Annotated in this window: 28 protein-coding genes and 1 pseudogene; 10 read left to right on the forward strand and 19 right to left on the reverse strand. The window is 54.8% G+C overall.

Features of this window, described 5'->3' with window-relative positions; genetic code table 11:
* The first annotated feature begins 128 nt into the window (after positions 1-128).
* Entirely contained in the window at positions 129-335 is a 207-nt protein-coding gene (locus P3C29_RS09945) for a hypothetical protein (RefSeq protein WP_275964429.1), read from the forward strand.
* Here P3C29_RS09945 and P3C29_RS09950 read toward each other — a convergent pair.
* Positions 332-940 carry an HNH endonuclease gene (locus tag P3C29_RS09950; RefSeq protein ID WP_275964430.1) on the reverse strand — a complete coding sequence of 203 codons (609 nt, stop codon included), beginning with the start codon at positions 938-940 and terminating at the stop codon, positions 332-334. The genes P3C29_RS09945 and P3C29_RS09950 overlap by 4 nt on opposite strands.
* Before the next feature lie 94 nt (positions 941-1,034).
* On the opposite strand from P3C29_RS09950, the gene P3C29_RS09955 reads away from it, so the two are divergent.
* Positions 1,035-1,280 carry a hypothetical protein gene (locus P3C29_RS09955; protein ID WP_275964431.1) on the forward strand — a complete coding sequence of 82 codons (246 nt, stop codon included), beginning with the start codon at positions 1,035-1,037 and terminating at the stop codon, positions 1,278-1,280.
* Between the two features lie 21 nt (positions 1,281-1,301).
* Here the strand turns inward: P3C29_RS09955 and P3C29_RS09960 are convergent, their stop codons facing one another.
* Positions 1,302-1,694 (reverse strand): hypothetical protein, encoded by a 393-nt coding sequence (locus P3C29_RS09960; RefSeq protein ID WP_275964432.1) that lies wholly within the window; start codon positions 1,692-1,694, stop codon positions 1,302-1,304.
* Between the two features lie 420 nt (positions 1,695-2,114).
* Here P3C29_RS09960 and P3C29_RS09965 point away from each other — a divergent pair, with 420 nt between their 5' ends.
* A complete protein-coding gene (locus P3C29_RS09965; RefSeq protein WP_275964433.1) occupies positions 2,115-2,300 on the forward strand; it encodes a hypothetical protein in 186 nt (61 codons plus the stop codon).
* Positions 2,301-2,373: 73 nt separating this feature from the next.
* Complete coding sequence (locus P3C29_RS09970; RefSeq protein ID WP_275964434.1) at positions 2,374-2,907, forward strand: hypothetical protein; 534 nt, start codon at positions 2,374-2,376, stop codon at positions 2,905-2,907.
* A 71-nt stretch (positions 2,908-2,978) separates the two neighbouring features.
* On the opposite strand, the gene P3C29_RS09975 is transcribed toward P3C29_RS09970, so the two are convergent.
* From P3C29_RS09975 to P3C29_RS10010, 8 genes are all read right to left on the reverse strand, one after another.
* On the reverse strand, positions 2,979-3,290 hold the full coding sequence (locus tag P3C29_RS09975; protein ID WP_275964435.1) for a hypothetical protein: 312 nt from the start codon (positions 3,288-3,290) through the stop codon (positions 2,979-2,981).
* Between the two features lie 323 nt (positions 3,291-3,613).
* Positions 3,614-5,473 carry a hypothetical protein gene (locus tag P3C29_RS09980; RefSeq protein WP_275964436.1) on the reverse strand — a complete coding sequence of 620 codons (1,860 nt, stop codon included), beginning with the start codon at positions 5,471-5,473 and terminating at the stop codon, positions 3,614-3,616.
* Positions 5,445-6,014: a hypothetical protein gene (locus P3C29_RS09985; RefSeq protein WP_275964437.1), complete on the reverse strand. Its 570-nt coding sequence runs from the start codon at positions 6,012-6,014 to the stop codon at positions 5,445-5,447. The genes P3C29_RS09980 and P3C29_RS09985 overlap by 29 nt, the downstream gene beginning before the upstream one ends.
* 2 nt (positions 6,015-6,016) lie before the next feature.
* Entirely contained in the window at positions 6,017-6,685 is a 669-nt protein-coding gene (locus tag P3C29_RS09990) for a lambda exonuclease family protein (RefSeq protein WP_010568110.1), read from the reverse strand.
* Positions 6,682-7,662: a RecT family recombinase gene (locus P3C29_RS09995; RefSeq protein ID WP_275964438.1), complete on the reverse strand. Its 981-nt coding sequence runs from the start codon at positions 7,660-7,662 to the stop codon at positions 6,682-6,684. The genes P3C29_RS09990 and P3C29_RS09995 overlap by 4 nt, the downstream gene beginning before the upstream one ends.
* A 55-nt stretch (positions 7,663-7,717) precedes the next feature.
* The gene (locus P3C29_RS10000; protein WP_275964439.1) at positions 7,718-8,836 is read right to left on the reverse strand and encodes a hypothetical protein; all 1,119 of its coding nucleotides are present in this window, start codon (positions 8,834-8,836) and stop codon (positions 7,718-7,720) included.
* A 102-nt stretch (positions 8,837-8,938) separates the two neighbouring features.
* On the reverse strand, positions 8,939-9,166 hold the full coding sequence (locus tag P3C29_RS10005; protein WP_275964440.1) for a hypothetical protein: 228 nt from the start codon (positions 9,164-9,166) through the stop codon (positions 8,939-8,941).
* Between the two features lie 204 nt (positions 9,167-9,370).
* On the reverse strand, positions 9,371-9,577 hold the full coding sequence (locus P3C29_RS10010) for a hypothetical protein (RefSeq protein ID WP_275964536.1): 207 nt from the start codon (positions 9,575-9,577) through the stop codon (positions 9,371-9,373).
* A gap of 276 nt (positions 9,578-9,853) precedes the next feature.
* On the opposite strand from P3C29_RS10010, the gene P3C29_RS10015 reads away from it, so the two are divergent.
* Positions 9,854-10,486: a hypothetical protein gene (locus tag P3C29_RS10015; RefSeq protein WP_275964441.1), complete on the forward strand. Its 633-nt coding sequence runs from the start codon at positions 9,854-9,856 to the stop codon at positions 10,484-10,486.
* 414 nt (positions 10,487-10,900) lie between these two features.
* On the opposite strand, the gene P3C29_RS10020 is transcribed toward P3C29_RS10015, so the two are convergent.
* Positions 10,901-11,152 carry a DUF1654 domain-containing protein gene (locus tag P3C29_RS10020; RefSeq protein WP_275964442.1) on the reverse strand — a complete coding sequence of 84 codons (252 nt, stop codon included), beginning with the start codon at positions 11,150-11,152 and terminating at the stop codon, positions 10,901-10,903.
* Positions 11,153-11,600: 448 nt separating this feature from the next.
* Between P3C29_RS10020 and P3C29_RS10025 the strand changes: the two genes are divergently transcribed.
* Positions 11,601-11,789, forward strand: a complete 189-nt coding sequence (locus P3C29_RS10025) for a hypothetical protein (protein WP_275964443.1) — start codon at positions 11,601-11,603, stop codon at positions 11,787-11,789.
* Positions 11,790-11,966: 177 nt separating this feature from the next.
* Here the strand turns inward: P3C29_RS10025 and P3C29_RS10030 are convergent, their stop codons facing one another.
* The 8 genes from P3C29_RS10030 to P3C29_RS10065 all read right to left on the reverse strand — a co-directional run bounded on the left by P3C29_RS10030 (position 11,967) and on the right by P3C29_RS10065 (position 16,239).
* Positions 11,967-12,203, reverse strand: coding sequence for a hypothetical protein (locus P3C29_RS10030; protein WP_275964444.1), 237 nt, complete (start codon positions 12,201-12,203; stop codon positions 11,967-11,969).
* Between the two features lie 98 nt (positions 12,204-12,301).
* Positions 12,302-12,799 carry a DUF4411 family protein gene (locus tag P3C29_RS10035; RefSeq protein ID WP_275964445.1) on the reverse strand — a complete coding sequence of 166 codons (498 nt, stop codon included), beginning with the start codon at positions 12,797-12,799 and terminating at the stop codon, positions 12,302-12,304.
* Complete coding sequence (locus P3C29_RS10040) at positions 12,796-13,929, reverse strand: ImmA/IrrE family metallo-endopeptidase (protein ID WP_275964446.1); 1,134 nt, start codon at positions 13,927-13,929, stop codon at positions 12,796-12,798. Before P3C29_RS10040 ends, P3C29_RS10035 begins: the two co-directional genes overlap by 4 nt.
* Positions 13,930-14,094: 165 nt before the next feature.
* Positions 14,095-14,316: a hypothetical protein gene (locus tag P3C29_RS10045; protein ID WP_242487082.1), complete on the reverse strand. Its 222-nt coding sequence runs from the start codon at positions 14,314-14,316 to the stop codon at positions 14,095-14,097.
* Between the two features lie 22 nt (positions 14,317-14,338).
* Positions 14,339-14,647 carry a hypothetical protein gene (locus P3C29_RS10050; RefSeq protein ID WP_275964447.1) on the reverse strand — a complete coding sequence of 103 codons (309 nt, stop codon included), beginning with the start codon at positions 14,645-14,647 and terminating at the stop codon, positions 14,339-14,341.
* A 77-nt stretch (positions 14,648-14,724) separates the two neighbouring features.
* Positions 14,725-14,964: a hypothetical protein gene (locus tag P3C29_RS10055; RefSeq protein WP_275964448.1), complete on the reverse strand. Its 240-nt coding sequence runs from the start codon at positions 14,962-14,964 to the stop codon at positions 14,725-14,727.
* Positions 14,965-15,003: 39 nt separating this feature from the next.
* Positions 15,004-15,516: a DUF4823 domain-containing protein gene (locus tag P3C29_RS10060; protein ID WP_275964449.1), complete on the reverse strand. Its 513-nt coding sequence runs from the start codon at positions 15,514-15,516 to the stop codon at positions 15,004-15,006.
* A 54-nt stretch (positions 15,517-15,570) separates the two neighbouring features.
* Positions 15,571-16,239 (reverse strand): XRE family transcriptional regulator, encoded by a 669-nt coding sequence (locus P3C29_RS10065; protein ID WP_275964450.1) that lies wholly within the window; start codon positions 16,237-16,239, stop codon positions 15,571-15,573.
* An 87-nt stretch (positions 16,240-16,326) separates the two neighbouring features.
* Between P3C29_RS10065 and P3C29_RS10070 the strand changes: the two genes are divergently transcribed.
* The 4 genes and pseudogenes from P3C29_RS10070 to P3C29_RS10085 form a co-directional block, all read left to right on the forward strand.
* Positions 16,327-16,542 carry a YdaS family helix-turn-helix protein gene (locus tag P3C29_RS10070; protein WP_003218319.1) on the forward strand — a complete coding sequence of 72 codons (216 nt, stop codon included), beginning with the start codon at positions 16,327-16,329 and terminating at the stop codon, positions 16,540-16,542.
* Positions 16,543-16,596: 54 nt separating this feature from the next.
* A complete protein-coding gene (locus P3C29_RS10075; RefSeq protein WP_063030609.1) occupies positions 16,597-17,214 on the forward strand; it encodes a hypothetical protein in 618 nt (205 codons plus the stop codon).
* Between the two features lie 130 nt (positions 17,215-17,344).
* Positions 17,345-18,193, forward strand: coding sequence for a BRO family protein (locus P3C29_RS10080; RefSeq protein ID WP_275964451.1), 849 nt, complete (start codon positions 17,345-17,347; stop codon positions 18,191-18,193).
* Position 18,194: 1 nt separating this feature from the next.
* Positions 18,195-18,485, forward strand: a pseudogene (locus P3C29_RS10085) (phage replication protein); the annotation flags it as partial.
* Position 18,486: the final 1 nt, after the last annotated feature.

Genomic DNA, 18,486 nt, shown 5'->3' on the forward strand with positions numbered 1-18,486 from the left:
ACAACTCGTGTTCAAAGTAGGCCGAAAAGAAACACGGTTGCTCGATGAACCTTCGCCTTTTAGGGCTTGTCATTAGTGAAATGGGCACAACCCGGGAACTCCGGCTAGACCTGTCGCAAGGTGAGTGTATGGCCGACTTAGATGATTTCAGATTTAGATCCCACGAGTTATTGGTTGAGCTTGATTCCGCCACTACCAAAATGATGATGATGGTGGTTTCGAAGAAAGTCTCTGGGCTGGAATGGGACGAGGCCGTCAAAAAACACCACGACGCCTTCGAAGCTTGGAATTCGTTCCTAAACTCTCCGAATACCCCGCCGAACGACCCAAGTTAACCAGGGTCTTTCCTCGCTACCAGATCATGGGCATTCACAACCGTCATGCCGAGGCGTTGTGATTTGTTCGAAAGGCCAAGGTGTGCCCAGAGCCTGCCGGTGAATATGTGGTTAATGGTTGAGTGCGAAACGCCATAATCCTTGCTCAGCTGTAGTTGCGAGATACCGCGCTCCCGGTGTGCTGAGACTATTTCCCGTACCTGCCGCTCGGTGAGGATGGCGTTGTGATGAGCTTCACCGTTGGCGTGTGCGTTTACACGCCGGCCCTTTCTGTCCATGTCGCGGACGTTATCCTTGTTGGTACCGAGCGACAGGTGATTTGGATTCACGCAACCAGGGGTATCGCAGCTGTGCAGCACGCACAGCCCGTGGAACGATTCGTGGTCTGGGATCGGGCCATGTACCAGCTCATAGGAGAAGCGGTGCGCCGACACCATTGAGTTGCGGCGACTGCCATCCGGTTTGAACTGGCTGCCCATCGAGAACTTGCCGTAACCCTTCCGGTCCTTTCCGCCGGTCCATATCCAGCAATCGCCCGACTTATCGACCTTTGACCAAAATCGTTCTCGGTCTCGGCTTGTGGGCTCTATGTTTTCTGTAGGCATGGGTAGTCTTTGCCGGGCCATGCCCGGGCGGTGGAGTGGTGGGATTAGAGAGAACGGCTACAGTTGGTTGGTCACTCACAAGGAGGGCTGACACATGACGTGCTTGATCTGCAAGTCTGAGGACAAAGCTGTTGGTTTTGGCGGGACGTTTGTGGAAAGAATCTGTACGAAGTGCGGTCGCTACGGAATGCAGGGTGAACTGATTAAGCAGATGAAAGATCGAAGCCAAAAGCTTCATGTCGACCGCACTCGTGCGTACTTAATGATGCGCCTCGAAAGCGGAGAAAACCCATGGATAACTCCAATCGACATCAGTGAATACAACCTGCTCGATGCTTAGGCACTCTGGTGTTCGATCGCATCAGGCCGCCGCTTGAGCTTCCTGCTTCGGCGGCCACTCCGAAAACCCCACGCGAGGAGCTTTCGTCTTCGGATTGATGATCGGCTTCCCCTTAGCGTCTACCAGCACGGCCTTGGCCCTGATTTGCATATCGCGGCATCTCAGCGTTTTGCGGGCCAGCTCAATGAACTGCTCGGCGTACTGCGGCGCGTCGAACATGGGCGAGAGCTGGCGAACCGTACTCCCCCCCATAATCTTTTCGGTGCGCTTAGCGACCAGCTCCAGCCATTCGGCTTCCGGGATCGGCTCGACGCCGCCAGGAGCCTTCGGGTTCTTCCGGGTGCCGGCCGTTTTCTTGCGGGCCTCGGTCTTGGCGACATCGAGGGTCATTCCAAACACTGCAAAGGTGCTCATGGGTTATCTCCAAGCGTGCGCCTGCCTCGCCGGCTGGCGTGATTCGTTGATAGGGAGTATTGGTGTCTTAGGGCATTCAGACATTCGGCCCGGTAAGGGGAACTGATATGTCCTGGGTAGTTATGCTTACGAGTCCCGGCGGCGACAGGTTTTATGGTGAGGCTATCGATCGCGATGGCATTCGATATCGTTGCGCCACTCCGGCCCAAGCGGAAGCCTTTAAGACAAAGCAAGACGCAGAAGCAACCTTCTATTACTTCCGATTTATGAGAGCTTTGGATGGCTATCAGCTTGAGGCTGTAGAGATCTCGGTGGCTCAAGCGTTAACTCCGAGCGTGTGCCTGCCTGCCCGACCGGTTGGCTTGATTTAGATTTGTTGGCTATTGGTATTGACTCATCTCATCCAGGACGGAGACCGACATGAGGCTGCAAAGCGATATCGATGCACTCGCGGCAATCGAAGAAGACGCACGCGCGATGCTGAAGCGGATAGGCATACCCGACGACAGGCAGAAGCTTGAAGTATTGATCTGCTTGCGACAGATAATCGACCTTGCGGCCTACAGAAAACAAATCGACGAGTATCCCGAGCCGTTGGCGGGATAGTGCGCGGCTGGCGTGATTCGTTGATATGGGGTATTACGGGTGGCCGGCATGGAGCCGGATCAAGGAGGAGCAAATGAAAAGACTTGCAAGTTTTCTAACAAAAAATCCGACAGTAATAGTCTTGATGTTTTTTTTTACCTTAATAAGTTCTTTAGCTGGGCTAGTTTTAAGTTGGAAAGATCTGTATTTGGATTATTTTTCAAAATCACTAACGATCCCTGTCTGGTTGCTATTTTTGATTGTTATATTGATATTTTTTGGTTGGGTTTTTTGGGGCACTCGAAAAAAGCCGAACCTCGACCCCCCTGTAGTGACGGTTTCTGGCGAGGCATTTGGCGTTGAGAGACTCTTGATTTCTGGCAAGAAATTTGTTCGGTGCAAGTTTCAGGGGACAGAGTTGGTTTACGATGGGCGTGACGCGGGAGGGTTTGAAGGATGCGACTTCCATCGGCATGTATTCACACTAGAAGGAGCAGCAGGAAACACAATTACGGTTCTTACTGAAATGTACAAAGAACCTCTTTTTCGAGCAGAGATTGAAGGGCTTCTTGAAAACATTAAACTAGGGCATCATCCAAGACCTATTAATCCATCGACCCAGAACTAAATCACACCGAGCCAACAATATTTATCAAGTCATGCGCCTCGTCTGCTACCGGATGCGGAGATTGGCGTTGATTACGCAGGCTCGATGCCGGTCTTGCGAAACTCTTCAAGCTGTCGCGACTGCTTTTCAGTAACCTCGAAAACAGGTCGCGACATGGTGGTGAAGCGGGCAGATTCTTCGGCGGGCGCTGCTGCCAGGTTGATCAGTAGCGTCGAGACCGTCTCCTGCCACTCTTCAAAGTCGTGACGTTCGCCCAGCACTTGAAGCGCATCATCGAGCGCTTTCGAGACAATCAGCGTTCGCTTCTCGGCGCCGATCCGCTCGAGCAGCGCCTTCTCTTTCGAGCGCTTGTCCCGCTGGATCTGCGCGTTGTCCTTGGCCATGGCCTACCTCTTCGATTTCGTGTGCTGGCAAATCAAGCCATGCCTGCCGCCGGCGTTGTCGCACCTGGTTGTTGATGCGCTTCACGTGGGCAACAGGTTTGAATTTTTCTATATGGCTACCTTGTGTCATCGACTTGGATCCTGGCTGACCAATCTGCTATTTGGCCGGCCCGGATCCAGTCTTTTCGGTACTCGGATATGAGGAACGGTTACCGCTATGAGCGATTGCAGCCAGTTACCGTATCGACCATATCGAGGTAGTGGCATGGGCCTTCTCAGTGCTTTTGAATGTCGGGATGCCACTCCTCGATGGTGTCCGAGTGTCAGGCGATGTAGCTTGCATCCGTGATGTTATTCAACGTTTGGGCTGTGGTTGTGGCATCTGGACCCGCCACTTTAAAACCCACTGTAGAAATGTTGCCTAACAACGAACACTTTGTTGCACTGCCGATGGTGACAATTGACCCTCCTGATGCAGGCGGAAGATTAAATGTGTTCATGGCGAAACGTGTTGAGCTTGGATTGTTGATCAGCAACGACCCGTTGGCCCGCGTGGTTTGATTGATTACGCTATTGTCGAAAAACTCAGAAAATCCAAGGCTTCCAATAGTCCCCAGGTAAAACGACCATTCCGTGACATTGATCGTGTTGCCTCTCGCCCTGAGCCCCTTCCATGCAGCGGTCCCGGTGCCCGCTACCGCGGAGGAGGCAGTAATGTGGTTGTTAAGCAAGTCGATGTTTTTAACGGCCGCGCTTATCTGGATTCCGGTATTGATAGACGTAATGTTGTTGCCGACAAACCTTGCCTGTGGTGTTTGCCAGTCAATACCAATTGAGCCTCCGCTGATGCTATTTCCTTCAATCAGGGGAGGCTGTGTCGCTGTATTGAGCTGGGACCTAATGCCGATGGCATTTATGGACAGCAACTTCAGGACGTTATCCGAAATGATAATTTGGCCGTCGTGTGTAAAGCCCGTGACCGAGCCGATGCTTATCGCGACAGTGAACGAGCCTTGCAAGCTATTGGAAGATGCAATCAGTCTGTCAGTGCCGCTGTTAAAGAAAATGCCTAGTTGCTGTATTCCCGTAATGTTGTTTCCAGTAATAATACAGTCGCGGCTTGCGACGATTGTCGCATCTGGAAGTAATGGTTGCCCGTTCAAGCCTATGTTTGACGACTCTACTTTGCAGAAGTGCAGAACATTGTTACCAGTGTTGTTGCTGATAGTTCCCCCGCGAGTCCCCTGGGAGAAATCTATGCAAAAGCCGCCAGTGAAGGACTCAAAGTTATTACTCGTGGCTCTTGGGCGATAACAGTTGGTAGCGACCATGCCGTGAACGACAATATTTCGAAGGTCACAGGTTTCTATCCAGATATTCGAGCAATACTTGGATCCAGTGGGGTCCAATGCGTACTGTCGACCGCCGAGCAAACCGATCAACTGCCCATCTAGGGTGCAGTTTTTAAGCCCAACATCGTCAACCGACCCATCAGAAATTGGATCGATGATAATCGCAGAGTAGCCGCCCGTGAATTTGATGCCTGAGATCACAATATTCTTGGCGTTAACTACTCTGAAAAAGGCCTGCTTGGTAGTGTTGCCCCAGATTAATTCCGAGCCCGCACCTTCTCCTGTAACGTTCTGACCGGTGCTTAGTGTCACGGCGGAGGTCCGATTCGGCTCCCGCGCTTCCGGGTAGACAGCTGCCGGTCCAATCGGCGCTACCTTGTATCGGCCAGACGGAATATGCACAGGTAGTCCAGTGCTGAAGCAAGCCAGGTACCCGGGGGTATCGTCAGTGATTCCGTCGCCCTTGCAGCCGAACTGTTTAAGGGTATAAGGCGCAGTTTGGCAAAGCTTCCAACGGTAAGTGCCGTTGTCACCAACGATCACGCTTCCTTTGTTGTCCGGTGTAGTGACATCGTTAGGATCCCTGCGATAGACACCTCCACCGCCATCTCCAGGCACGTAATATCCAAGCACATAAACCGCATCACTCGCCGTTGTAACGAGTGCCTTAAGTGCTGAGATATTGTCGACGACCTGACTGGTGATACCCGCTTCGTTAATGTTTTCTAGCATTTCCTTTGCTCCTTGATGATGGGGTTTTGCTTGTTTACGATGTTCGAAATCTAGCGTTTCCGGCATATTTCTACGATCGTTTTGGGTAATCGATACCATGGGCGGCGATGATCCGCTCGAAGGCCTTGTTGCCGATCGCCAGCTTGCCGCAGCATTGGCGTCGGGTGATGCCCAGCTCCAGGAAGGCCCGAATCCGCTCGGCGTACTTCGCGTCGCGGGCCTGAACCTGTTCGCTTCGAACTGCGTCGTTGGCGCCGCCCCGGGTCGGCTTGTTGAAGGTGATGCCGTACTCCTTTGCAAAGCTGTAGAGGGTGCGCCGGCTCAAGCCCAGGGCAACCGATGCCTCCGTTTGCGTGTGCGTGGTTCCCAGTTCCCGAATACGCTCGGCAAGCTCGTCGCGTTCCTGCTGGCGTATATCTTTTGAGTGCAGGGGCAGTGGAGTCGCCTCAACTCGCCGGCGAACAAACGGCTTCGGTGCCGGCGGCATCTGGTTGCTGTAGGTGATTGGTTTTGGCTTGTATCCGATGGGCGCCGCTTCTTCGATCTGGCCGCCGCTGGCAAGGAACTGGGCGACCTGGGCCGCCAGTTCATCCGAGGCTGGGCGCAGCGCCTCGACCAGGCTGCGGTGGTTGCTGATCATAATCAGGCTCCTAGGCGATGGGCTTGCGCCCGGGCTTTGTCCGCGACTTCATCAACCATCCTGCCAAGCTCCAGATTGAACTGGACCAGCTCTTGATGAAGCATCGCGATGTACTCCTCGTCGCGCTCAATGGTCTCGATATACAGCCGGCAGTCTTCATCCTGGCGTGGATCGAATGACAGGAAATCCCACCACTCCCGGCCCGTGACGAACATGCAGCCCTGAACCTGCGGCTTATGTTCCTCGGGCATGCCTTCGAGCCAGGTGCGAACATGGACGGCCTCATTGAATGGGCATTTCGACTCAATACCCCCGTCCTCGCCAATCAATCCGTCCGGCGAACAGCCCAGCCAGTCGTATTTTGGATGAACTACGAAACCCGACTTGATGACGCTATTACCAGTCAGGATTTCGTAGAAGTCGTGGCTCGACTGCTCAACCTCGGTTCCCCAGGCCATCGACTTGCTGCTGACCGAATGTTTCGATCGGTTGGCCAGGCGCTCAAAAGCCAGCTCGCGCATGTAGGTGGTACGGGCCGCAAGCGGCTTACGTTTGCCGTGTTTGTCACGGTCGCCCCATGCAATAACATCCTTGAATCGGCTGGCGGTGAGTCGCCCGCTGCGGTCCTGGTGCCACTGCTCCGTGCGCTGAAGGTCTACAGAGGCGTTCATTGAGCATCGTCCTGACTATCGACGCCGGCAGCAGCGTCGGCGCTATCGCTGACAGTTGTGAACTCGGCGTCGATGGTTTGTGCAATGGCCTTCAGTTCTCCGTGACGGGTCACGCCAATGGCGCCGCGCTGCTGTGGTTTCAGGGCTTTCCAAGCTTTTTCATACCCTTCAATGCCCTGCTCTTGAGCGATTTTTTTCAGCTGTTCAAAAAGGTCGGAGGTCGCATCTGTTGTGTCGCCCTGGGGTACTGAGGCGGCACCTAAGTCAGCAGGCTTTTCGCTGGTAGATCTCGGGGTAACGTCTGTTTCCGGAAGCGTATAGCCGTCGTCCAGCTCTTCGCGGGTGTACACGCCCAGGATCACGTCAGGGCAGTACAGGCGAGCCCATTTTTTGAGGGCCAGGTAGGCGATCTGCTGCTTCGGATCGTCTGCCCACAGCGTGGAGTTCCGAGTTCGTGCCTGAGTCATCAAGGTGGTCAGTTCGCGCGGGGTATCCTCGCCCACGAACGTAGCCCAAACGCGGACGCCCAACCCTTTCTCGTCATTTATGTTCCAGTTTGGGACGCGATACTTTTTCGGCAACCCGTGGTCATCCGTTTGTTTTTTGCTCTCGATCTCGCGGAAATTGCCAATGATTTTGTCCCAGTCGCCAAACCACTCGTAGTGGATTCGATCAATGGTCGGGGCTCGAGTGGTGATGACCGCGTTGACCAGCTGGGCTTCATAGCTCAGTTGGCCTCCGTTGACGATGAAGGTCTTTTGCGCCACCTGGAATGGGTTCATTCCCCATTGCATGGACTGCATGATCACTGCCATGCAGTCGGCGGTGTTGCCGTGAAAGTGCCTCGGCAGGGTGGTTTTGCCACCCGCCATGATGCCCGCGAGCTCAGTCATCGACTGCATGCTGTCGCGATTGAGGATCAGCCCTGTCGGGCTGGTGTCCATTGGTACGGTAGAAATCTGGGTTGGGGCGTTCATTGCTAACTCCATAGCCGACGACTTTGGCCGGCCTCCGGGGTGGCTTCAGGGTTCTTTAGAACGACAAGGCGCGCAGCCAGGCAGAGGCCTCGTCATTGGTGACGCAGAAGGCCATGGCTACGACCTCGATCACTTCGCTGGCGCTTGGAATGCTCGAGTCAGCGAATTCGTCCACCGCTGGGGCCGGATCAACTGCCGCTACAACCGATTGTGCTGGGTCAGCAATCACTGGAGCAGCAACAACAGCCGCTGCTGGGGCGGGCGCAGCAGCCTGGGCACGCAGACGGGCCAGCTCTTCCTGATCACGCTGATACTGCGCATCACGTTCTCGCTGCTGGCGCTGTTGCTCTTCTTGCTGTTCACGGTGCTTGCGTTGTTGTTCTTCCATGTCGCGGCGCTGCTGGTCCAGCTCGTCCTGCTGCTTCTTCAAGCGCAGACGGTCTTCCTCGGCGCGCTGCTTGCGCAGCTCTTCAGCCTCTGCGTCGGCGAGTCGTTGCTTCTCGCGCAGCTCGTCCAGTTCTTTCTGCTGGGCCAGCAGCTTGGCAGCAGCTTCCTCTCGATCAATGGCAGCCTTGTGTAGCGCTTCCAATTGCTCAATGGCGTTGTCGCGAGCGATGGTGCCTTCGGCTTCAAATTCACCGTATTCTTCGGGGAGGATCACCGACTCCTTAACGCCTTTCAGAATTCCGGCGACGTCGGCAGCGCTGCGGCTTGCGTATGCGGCAGCGACAGAGCTGAAGCGGGTAATCTTGGCCCGGATGGCGTCGACACGCTCAGCCTCGACACGCTCGCGCTCTGCCTTGGCATCAGCAATGCGCTTTTCTTCGGCCTTGATTGCTTCGTCAACAGGAGTCTCGATTGCCAAGACTCGATCTTTCAGCGTCTCACCGAACTCCTTTACTTGGTTGACGCGAGCCTGGGCGTCTTTAACCGCCTGCTGGTAGGGAACCAGTGCCGTTTTGGTGGTGTTGGCTAGGGCATAACGCACGTCGCGGATATCGACGCGAACTTCCTTTGCATTCGCCAAGCCTTCGCTGGTCGAGCAGTCAACCACCAGCTTCCCGTAGGTTGTCTCTAGCCGAACGATTTGCTCCTCGTGCGGCCGATACTCCGCGATGTCGGTGACGGCGACAGCAGGGGCAATGGACTTCTTGGATTCTTCGGTTTCGCTCATTTCGAGCGATTCTTGTGCGGGTGCTTTTTTAGTACTTGTGGACATGACGATCCCTCGCCGCGCCTGGCGCAGCATTGAAAGTTTAGTGGTGGGGTGGGGCCGTTAAGCGGCGGAAACGATAGAGGCGTTGTAGTTGGCGTAAATCTTGTCGATGCGCGCCCGGAAGTATCGATGTTCGGCCTCGTCAATGGCCCGCAGCATGAAGGCCAGGGTGACGCAGGATGTCGCCGCCGAACTGGCGTTGGGCTGGCCAAGGTTGCGGATCAGGTTTTCGATCTCTGCCTCGATCCAGCTGACGGCGTTCTGGTGGTCTCGCTGGGCGGTGTTCATGTTTCTCCACCAATCGGCGGACAAATGTTTTCCATTTGAGCCATAGCCAGTCCAATGCGGCGTTTGAGACTTGCACGCTCTGCGAGCCGGCGGACTTCACGCTCTGCCAAATCTTTCTCGGTGTACGCGTGAAAGAGGGCTGCACGGCTTTGTGGGGTTCGCTCCGGGAAGTCCCAGCGCCTATCTGATTCCCGGGCCTGGGCGCTATCCGCGTAGCTGGTTGGCATGGCGAGCCTCCAAGCTCCGGGCGAGGGCGCAGGCTTCGTTGTGGTTGCGGCGAAACCCTTTCACCTTGCCGGTGGTGGAATCGACGACGTGGAAGAACTCATTGCCGGCCGGGATCACCCGAAACAACGGCGACGTCTTCGGTGCGCTGGAGCCGACCAGGCCTAGGCAAAGCGCCAAGGCCATGTTGCGGCGCTGATTCATTGCGAGCGCTACGTCGCAGTAAGCGTGCTGACTTTGATTCATGGTCAACTCCATTCGTTGGTTCACCTGTATTCGTCAACACTCATGCCTCCCGCTGGTTGCCGATGGGCGCGGGGGAGGAGTGCTGACGTAATAGAGGTGAGGAAGGGTGCCCAGGCCCGCTACTGGCGACGGCCCGGTCTGGTGGTAGCGCTTTGCCGCTGGTAATCTCGAGTAATTGCAAATTTCGCGATGCAGCCAGGGAACGGGCTTTTCCATATGGACGCTAAGATCCACAAGAAGCATCAGCGGTTGTTAAAGGGGGCTCCTGACTCGGATGCCGTCGCAGACGCTCATGTCGCTGGACGAGGCTTCAGCGAGGAATCAGAACGGTTCTTTGCCGGTGTCGGAGCCAAGAAGCGCGAAGATATTCAAAAGCAATTTTCGCAAGACGAAACGCCTGAGCCATCTAATGCAGCCAGACCTGATCACGAGTTGGATAGGGTGACGCTGCAGCTCAGAAGAGAATTCGCACTGCTGAACAGGATCTTCGAACTTCGGGAGATGGCCCGGGACCGCAGCAGTAAAAAACTGAGTCGCAAGGCTTCAAGGGACGCGATAAAACAGGCGAAAGAGACCAGCGCCGCCAAAAAGCCGAAAAAAGTCCAGCCATCAAAGCGCACGAAACCTTCTACAAAGGAGGCTGAATCAAAGTGGACTCGAAAGACCTGCTGGCGCTGTAATTCAAATTTTTCGATTCATGCTGACTGGGAAAGGCCTCCGAGCCTTTGTCCGGCATGTTCGAAGGACATCAACGAAACTTATCTCCCTTCTGCGCCAGAACGATCAAGTCCCGTCGGCTGGGTCCGCATTGTTAATGGTGGCGCCCCTGGTTTAGGGAAGCGCCGGTAGCTGCTCTGCAGTTGGCTTCCGAAAGCGCCTGATTCAGGCGCTGACGTGAAATCTTCTGTTGGCCGGCTTCTCGCTACTGGCGTCAGTCGCCGGCCTGAATCAAATGTCACTCCAGCCGCGGGCCTTTCGGCTTGTTCTCCCGCTGGATAACTGTTCTTGGCGCTTTACGCTGCACGCCTGGGTCAGTTGCCAACCCTCTGAACCGTTGAGGCCGGTTCATCGCTGCCTTTGAATCTGGGCCGGTGGTGATCCGGCAAGGGGTGTCGCTCTAAAGAGCGGCGCAGGTTTAGCTGCTGGCGATTCGCTGTGGCGTCTCGATGGATACGAATATAGGCAATCCCATATTTATCGTCAATGGGTATTCCCATATATTTTATGGGTGGCGATAAAAAGCCCGCTCAGTGGAGGGCTCATTTAGGAGTCGCAGTACTCGCGCCAGCCGATCCTGACGGTGCCGTCATCCAAATGCTCGATCCTTATCCCGGCGGTGTCGCCGATGTCTTGGATGACCTGGCGCCAGGCTTCAGGGCTTTCGTCGTCGCGTCTGGAAACCTCGACCAACTGAATTCGCTGTACTCGGGGAGAGGCGATCAAGCCTTGCAGGCGGCGGCCAACAAGCTCGTAGGAATTTCTCGGTTTGGATGTGGGGTAGGGTGCCTGGTTCATGCCTCGCTCCTTGCGAATGCTGTATGCATACACAGTATTTGCACTGGCATATCTTGGCAATAGGGCGACCAGAAGTTTCATGCATAAATGCATAAGTGCTTGCGCGATTTTTCTCGCGGGCAAGAAAAGGCCCGCGTGCGCGGGCCGAAGTCGAGCAGAAGGGGGAGTGGTAGCTCGACCTTGGAAGTGTAGACCCGGAACATGGCGCAGCAAGACGCGTGCGGACCGATCTGACGACAGGTCTTTCTCAGGCAAAGAAAAACCCGCGTGTGCGGGCAAAAATGCCGAGCGCAGGTGTAATAAGTTGCCGGCACTCAAAAGCGTAGCTGAGGTTTCGCGAGGCGCCAGGGCGCTAAGCAGCAGGCAGAAAAAGGTCCGGGCTGGGCGTGGATCATGCTGACTACGTCTACAATCTACTATCAGTACAAAGTTGTCAGTATGGACGCCGATGGTTACTTATCGAATCGAGAAAACCAGCAAGGGATGGGCGATGTTCAGGGCCCGTAAATTTCGCCCGGTTGCCGAGGCGGAGGCGAAGGAGGAACTGATCAAAATGGCGGCTCAGATCCTGGCCGGCTCCCAAGTCGCAGTGCGCGTGCAGAGCGCAAACGGTGCTTTCCAGGAGCTGCGCCTATAAGCAACTGCAAAAAGCCCGACGGGTGGGCTTCCTTCACAGGATCAAATTGCAGACAAAGAAAAGCCCGCGATGGGGGGTAGCGGGCTTAAAGGGTGTTCACGAGGAGCTGGGGTACACCATAGGCGCTCCTCTGTGAAAGGTTTGTGAAATGTCGATCGTAATACTCTCGCGCTACATTCAGTCATCAGCACCAATCGTGCCGCCCGTCTTCGGGGCAGAGACGCGCAACTCTGGCAATGCTACGGCTTTAGGCCATCGTAGTTCTTGGTGGGGGATGTCAGCGATTGCCGATCTGTTGACCTTCGCATGGACGTAAGCCACTTCTCGGCTCGCGACATTGGCCACATATGTCACGCAGGCACACGCACTCATGAAGGCGGTGATTTTGAAGAGCATGGTTGCAGTGGGTTTCATGCAGCCCCCTCCATACGGATGCGAGTACCGATCCTAACTGGTAAGGGCAGAAACTAGAAGCCCGGCGCTGGGCCGGGCTCGGGGAAACTAAATTAAACCTATGGCCTCTCGATAACAAGCTTGGCCTGGAGTACGTCTAGTAGGTCGAATGATGTGATGTAGTTGACATCAAAATCCTTGCAAATATTTGGGATTTTAATTTTTTTGCTATTGTCGGGGGCTAAAACCTCATGAGTCACAATGGTTTTACCGGTCGTGGCTGCTTTCGCAATTAACCAAGGATCTGCACCACCTAAGAAACGAATCTTTTCAGGATCTGTAGGGAGTTTCATACTCATTACATGCTCAGCAATTCGCCCGAAAAACTCCTGAGTATCCTTGTCGTCAATTGTATCGAACTGCGCTTGACGTATCTTTACCCAATCCGATAGCTCATCACCATAATCGGACAATTCCTTGTACACCATGGTTATGCTCGATAGTTGTCCTAGCTGAAAAGCCGTATCGAGCCAATCCCAAAAGCCAGGACAGAAATTCATTCGATAGTGTGCGTTTTTAGCTTGTATATAAGAGTTGGCATCTAGCAGGTAGCTCAAAATCCAAGTTCCTTCTTAGAATATTCAGAAATCTTGTGTGGCTTTATTCCCATCAGCCTAGAGGCATCCCTGAATAGCATACGGCCACTTAATGCCTCACTCGCCACGGCTTTGGCCAGAGTCTTACTGATTCGTCCAGTCTGTAGTCGCGAGTAGGGAGGAGCTCCATCTTTATTTCTGGCTTTGTGCGCTGCTATTTTGTTACCAATGAAATTACTGTAATCAGCTTGGCTGATGAACCCCAGCGTCAATGCGCGCCTAGCAATCACCCACTCACTGACATGGAATGTCCGTGTGATGAAAGGGAGGTTATCTTTCCAGTCCTCAAAATGCTTCCATGCAATACGAAACTCACGTTCTGGCGCCAGCAGTTCAGCGGCAACGGCATTGCAGAATATCTCTTCTCTATTGTGCGTCTGTGGCTCTGCGTCAGATACGCCAGACTTCCCAATCCAGATATGCGTAAGCTCGTGGATGAGAGTGAAGAGTCGGGCCTCGGGGCAGTCGGCAGTATTGACGAATATTACAGGAGCTAGAGCGTCGCTCATCGCAAAACCGCGAAACTCATCAACCGAAAGAGGTCTACTCGTATTGTTGTTTACAATACTATTACGCATAACCAGAATTCCGATATTTTCTATGCTTTGAACCAGCTTAGTAAAATAATCATCGAAATTTCCACGTTTTGGCATTTCAGGTATTCCCAACTTCTCCCGCATGCTAACCACAACTGCGGGAATTCCATCGTTAATACTTAGGATGCCAACTACTTCGTTTTTCTCATATCCCTGGGAAGTTAACCAGCTACGGTACCAATCTTGTCGTTCCATCGCCCAACGGATTGTGTCTCTGAGAGCGAGACTATAGCTTGGCTCTCGACCGTTAACGGTTCTAAGGTCGGGTAGAGGCAGGTCTTCAACAGGCGGTTTTGCTAGATACAAATAGCCAAAAGGGATGTGGGTATGATGCGCGTAGTTCATGGCTTGGTTAAAAGAAGGCCGTTTCGCTCCGTCTTCCCAAGCAAGCACGTTGTCCTCAGCTGTCCCGATACTTTTCGCAAGCGTGCCCGCGCTGATTCTCGCCCTGGAACGGGCCCATCTCAGTATTTCTGGGTTGATTAGCGCTTCCATGTGCGAAACCTTTCATTAGACATTACACAAACACCTAGCATGGGCCTGACTCTACGCGACATAGACGGACTCTAAAAGCTATTCGTCACTGATGAGCAAGCCCGTTCATCACGCAGCTCGCGCGCCGAAGCTGCTAACGCTTAGCTCTCGTGATTCGCCCCGTCCTCACCTCATCCGCACTCCATAGAAGTGGTTAAGCGCGATCAACTCAAACACAGCCACGAAAACGCACAGAGCAATGAAATTAGGGCTGAACACCCGCTTGCGGCCGGATGAGCCTCCGCCCAGTCCAGCGACGTCGGAATAGCCGGGGAGCATCATTAGGAAAGCCAGGCAAGCAATGACTCCAACCTTGCTCCAGAAGCTCTGCTCTCGCCATGCAGTCATTGGCTCACTCTGGGCAGCAGCATCAGGAAAACCAGCCATACCCAGGGCACTTCATGGCTCTGAGGCGACGCAAAAGCGCTCGAGACTCTGTAAATTCATAATCCGAGACGCCGAGCTTGGATCGCTGTGAGTACTGCAAAAGGTCCACAATATGCTGGTAATCTGCGCTTTGCTTGAAGTTACGACACTGCTCAACCCGTTCAGCTTCCGTTACAGGCATCGGTACTGCGTCGATCTGTTTTTCGTACTCGGTTTTTTCTTTTGGCGTGCTGTAGCATCCGGAGATAAAAAGCGGGGCGACTATTAGAGTCGCGATCCGAAAGGCATTCATTACCACATTCCCTTGTGCATACGAGCGCTACTCAGCTCGCAGTAGTTCGATTTGGGTTGCCGCGTGAGACCATGCGCCTACTCGGGCTTGCTTCGGATTATTTGCCCGGCCTTCACCTCATCCGCATACCCGGTCAGCCGATCCTCGTCCGCATGAAGCACCGTGCACATCTTCAGCACAGCTTGGGCGTCCGCCTCATTCCCCGCAAGGCTCAGCCGCTCCGCAATCCTCATCAGCTCTACGGCCGACCACTTGAGGTCGGAGGCGACGCCTTGCAGGTCGCGCTTAAGGTCTTGGTTTGGCTTGGTGAGGGGCACGGGGCTTTCTCCGAATCGATAGGCGTTATTGGCGCCGGCTCAGTATAAAGATGAGACGAAGGCCTCGATGGGCTCAGGCAGCAGATCCTGCGGGTGATCACCGCCAAATGTTGCAATACCGCTTTCACCTGATGCGATTCCGGAGCTGATTACAGCACCGGAAGAAACTTGAATTACGCTTATTTTGACCTCTACCTGGTCAGGGATCATCGACCATTCAGTTGCGCGATCTTCCCAATGCAGGATGGCCGGAAGAACCAAGATGTCTTGCCCGCTGCGCTTCGCTTTTTCTAAGGCCAGATCATAGCTCGAGGCATCTGAATCCACCGATACCGCTGCCGATCGCCGCGCAAACGCCGCGTAGAGGATTTGCGCTGTATTACGACCGGAGCCCTTATAAACGTGGTCGCCGTATTCGCCATCTACCGGAGTAGCGATGTAAATCTTGTCCGTTCGATTGAGCTGCTGAGTAGTGCCAAACTGATTTGGTAGCCATTGATGGGAGTCGGCGCAGCCAGCAAGTGCTGCGACCAAGATCAGAACTGCGGGCATTCGCATCTCGATTTCCTTTTCAGATGTCCTGCAAAATTGAATCAAATCCCTTGATCAGTAAAACTTCTGCAACGCCTGCACAACCACGCCCACGATCCGGCAGTTCTCGTCGACTGCCTCGATGGGGTAGCTCGGGTTCAGAGGTTTCAGGAACAGCCGTCCGCCGTCGCTGACCAGCTTCTTGAATGTGGCTTCGTTGCTGTCCGGCAGCTTGGCCACCACCAGCTTACCTGGTGCGACTTCAGCCTCAGTGTCCACTAGGATCAGAGTGCCTTCAGTGATGCTCTGGCCGGCGGGCGCTGTCATCGAGTCACCTTTGACCGTCAGCCAGAACGCCGGTCCTTTGGAGTCATACTCCGAAAACTCGTAGGTGTCCGAGATTCCAGCCGGGTAGGGCTCCACTGCTTCCGCCCAGGCGCCGGCGGCAACCCAGCTCACAACCGGGTAGCGGAATGATTTGGAGGGTTGAGTGGCAGGGGAAACGTTCGATTCACCAGAGCCGGACGTTAACCCAGGAGCCAGCATTGGCCCGATCTCGTCTGAGAGCCATTTGGCGCTCACCCCACATGCGTCGGCGATCTTCACGACGTGTGCGGTGGCTTTCGATTTTCCACGCTCAAGGTCAGAAATCGACGTCTGCGTGATACCAGCTTTAGCGGCCAATTCGCCCTGATTGAGCTTGGCGTGCCGGCGCGCGGCCTTTAAACGATCTTTGAATTCCATCCGGCAAGTATTACGGGTGCTCCCATATCCTTGCAAATCGGTATTCCCATAAACTACCATATGGGTATTCCCGTATGGAGGGGCAGCATGAACACTATTTATAAGGACCTCGTTGCCTTCTTCGGCACTCAGGAGGTCACGGCTGAAAAGCTCAAGGTTGATCAAAGTACCGTTTCCGGTTGGGTTCGCGAGAAGCATGGCATGTCTCCAGTGGTTGCCAAGCGAGCGGAGGCGTTGACCGGAGGTGCTTTCAAAAAAGAATCCCTTTGTCCGTCGTTTCCATGGGCCGAGATGGCCGCCTAACCGACATCCCTGTCCGCCGTTCCATTGAAGCCAGATTAGAAGAGAGCAGTTCCCATGCAAACGTCCAGTTCCAGACACACCGTACAAACCCGTGATCAGGTGCTGGTCGCCCACGCTGCAAACCAGATCGCACGTACCAGCCTGAGCCAGGACGACTTCGCCCAGGCACTGAGCCGCGAGCTGCATCTGTCGTGCCCGGAGAAGGCCGTCGCTAAAGAGGTCCCGGACTTCGCCGCGCTGACGTTGCAGAACGACGTCGGTGACTTTGTTAAGGCGACCGGCCGCTGGCTCAAGCGTGTTCAGCGCTGGCTGTCCGGCGATCAGGAAATGCCGTCCTGGCTGGAAGAGTCGTGGGTCAACGCCCTTGAACCTGAATTCCGTGACCACTGCGTAAACGAACTGGCGAGCCGTCACGGCTTGACCGGCGCCCGCCAGATGACCAGCGACCAATGCGCAAACAAGAGCTTCGGCGCGCTGATCCGCGCCCTGGGTGATGTGATCGACACCGGCAGCGAAGTTTTTGACGATCAGGTGATGTGCGAACTGGATCTGCCGCACCTACCGGCATTCGCCAAGCAGTGCCGCCAGGTTGAAGCGAAGGCGGGGGAGTTGGGGCGCCGTGCCGAGCAGTTGCTCGCTTCGGTCCAGCGAAATTTGAAATCTGTTTCCTGATTTTCCGCGCATGCGCGGAAATCGGTGCCCATCGGGTTCGCACTATGAATTGAGCGGACCTGAAGCCCAGGCACAAAAAAGCCGACGGTCGAGGTCGGCTAATTCGATAACACTTTGTGAGGCCGATTATATGCAAACCCCGCCACATATCAATAGCTCTACCAATCTCGCGCCACGTTTTTCGCAATCTGAAAACGTGGCGCGCAATTCAGTAGTGATTCCGTTCGACTTCGACGGCGCCGCAATCCGGGTCATCACCGACAAGCTCGGCGATCCGTGGTTTGTTGCGCGCGACGTCGCTGACGCCCTCGGCTACTCCAAACCGGAGAACGCGGTGGCCCGTCACTGCAAGGCTGCGACCACTACCCCGAAACAGGGTGGTGGTTTCATGACCATCATTCCTGAGCGGGACCTGTACCGGCTGGTGATGAAGTCCAAGCTGCCGGCCGCCGAGAAGTTCGAAGAGTGGGTGGTCGGGCAGGTGCTGCCGAGTATCCGTAAGACCGGCACCTTTTCTGCCCAGGGCCCGAACAACTCCAAGATCGTCGGCGAGCTTGCCATTTTGGAATGCTTCGACCGCCTGTTGAAGCCTGCCAACTCCAGCAAGATGCTGATGCTGGCCAAGATCGCCGCCAACAACGGCCTGGACGCCAAGTTCCTTCCAGGCTATGCGGTGGACGCCGCCCCTGATGCCGCTGGTGGCTCTTCCATGCCGACCAAGGCAATTACCGCCCTGATCAAAGATCACGCCATCGCCAGCACCGCCCGCGCCTTCAACCTTGCACTTGAGGCCCACGGCTTCCTCAAGATCCTGCAGCGCAAAAACTCCAGGCAGGAAATGGTCGACTTCTGGTCCGTGACCGAGAAGGGCATGGCCTACGGCAAAAACCTCACCAGCCCTCAATGCCCCCGCGAGACGCAGCCTCATTGGTACGTGGATCGCTTCCTTGAATTGGCCGCTAAGGTCGGGAAGGCCTGACATGCAATACACCGTCACGATTAACCAGGTGAAGGCGCTGGAGTGGGGGCTGAATTCTCAGCAGGCCCTGCTGTTCGCCTTCGTCTACGGCTGCCCGAGCTGGACCAAGCCAATCAAGACTGATGACGGGATCTTCTTCGCGCTGAGCAAGGCGAAGATCATCGAGGAGCTACCGCTGCTCACTGACAAGCCGGACACTGCTTACCGCATGTTGAAGGCCCTGGAAGAGGCGGGTTTGATTGAGCTGCGAACAGAGGTATTTCGAATCACCGAAAAAGGCTGTGAGTGGAATC

The organism is Pseudomonas sp. 1912-s (assembly GCF_029269205.1).
Classification (GTDB): domain Bacteria; phylum Pseudomonadota; class Gammaproteobacteria; order Pseudomonadales; family Pseudomonadaceae; genus Aquipseudomonas.